Source organism: Acinetobacter sp. 228, assembly GCF_048147885.1.
This window is the reverse complement of the sequence record NZ_JAYWYV010000134.1, coordinates 1-1,776: the sequence shown is the minus strand read 5'-3', so window position 1 is coordinate 1,776 and position 1,776 is coordinate 1. Positions and strand designations below refer to the sequence as shown.

Genomic DNA, 1,776 nt, shown 5'->3' with positions numbered 1-1,776 from the left:
TTCTTAAAAATCAGATAATAAAAAATAAATATGCCATTTTTTAAGTTAATAGTTCTTCTATTCTAAACAAATAAATGATTATAATTATCATTTATGCTTTTATTTTGTTAATTGATTTTATTTTTATGTTAAGAATTTCTATATCATCTCCCCAAATTAAGGGTTCATTCCCGCTCAGCTTACTCAGTTTAATGATTTTAAATATTCAAGGTGCTAATGCTGAGGAATTGATTGACTCCTCATCAAAAGCCGCGGCCACCATGCCAACCATAAAAATCGAGGCTATGAGTGAGCTCGACCCGATTAAAAGCTATATCGATTATGACAAAGCCAATGTCACTCGTAATGGTTTAGATAAAAAAGATATCCCTCAAACCGTTGATACCATTGATGTTCAGAAATATAAAATTTATGGATCGAATGACTTAAGCATCATGCTGCAAGGTACACCAGGTGTATCAACCAGTTACGATATGCGTGGTGATGGGATCACGATTCGTGGTTTTGGTGCTGATACAGGTGATATTTACCGTGATGGCATACGTGAAAGCGGACAAGTACGCCGTAGTACAGCCAATATCGAACGTATAGAAATTTTAAAAGGCCCCGCTTCGGTTTTATATGGCCGTAGTGCTGGCGGCGGGGTTGTAAATATGGTGAGTAAATTCGCCAATTTTGACTCTAAAAGTTCAGTTGGCGCATATGCGGGTTCATACGATAACTACGGAACAACCGCTGACATCAACCAAGTACTTAATGACAATTTAGCAGTGCGTTTGACTGGAGAATATGGCGAGGCAGGCAGCTTCCGCTCTGGTATTGAAAATAAGATTGAGATGTTTTCCCCAAGCTTTACCTATAAGAATGACGATGGAAAGCTGACTTGGACCACACAATATACCTATGACAAATTAGGTCGAGTTCCTGACCGTGGACCAACACGTGACAACTTGCCTGCGGGAACTTCAATTAAAATGGGATTTGCCCAAGACGGTGATTATGTTGATGATATTTTGCAAGTCGTTCGTACCGATGTGAATTATGAATATGCGCCTGATTGGAGCTTCCACTGGGCGGCAAGTTACCGACAAGCAGAACAGAACTTTGACCACTTTTATTTTGGAAATTATTGTGGTTTAGATGGAAAAAACTCAAAGAATGAGGCTTGTACAAAAAAAGGTTACATCGATCAAATTTACTACTGGCAACAAACCAGCAATAAGACCACCACCAATACATTTGATATTAAAGGAAAGTTCAAGACAGGCCAGCTTGAACACCAAATTATGGTTGGTACAGACTGGACTTATGAACAACGAGAGCCACGTCTAGCCAATAAAACTCAAAATGGGTCAGCTATTTATGGTTACGTTAATCCAATCACTGGTGAACGAGAGTACAGTCGTGGCAATGGCCCATTAAAGATTAGTCAGCATAACTATAATGAAGGCACAACTTACGGCGTATTTATTCAAGATTTAATTGGTCTAAATGACCAACTTAAACTTATGATGGGACTCCGCTACGATTACTTCGACTTTTCAACTACTAACAAAATTAAGAATGAACATCGTAATGTAAAAGACAGTACTTTTAGCCCAAATGTTGGCTTGGTATGGCAACCAGTTCCTGAACATAGCTTTTATACGTCTTACTCTAAAAGCTTCGCACCGTTTGGTGGACAAATGGGTGTCAACCAAGTTACTGGAAGTACCGATGTCGCGAAAATGGATAAAGAGCCTCAATATAACGAGCAATATGAAGTTGGGGTAAAAA

Annotated in this window: 1 protein-coding gene; it reads left to right on the top strand. The window is 38.8% G+C overall.

What is annotated here, in order from left to right; all coding sequences use genetic code 11:
- Positions 1-125 precede the first annotated feature (125 nt).
- The coding region (locus VXQ92_RS16670) for a TonB-dependent receptor (protein ID WP_416682572.1) at positions 126-1,776 on the top strand (1,651 nt) is incomplete at its 3' end.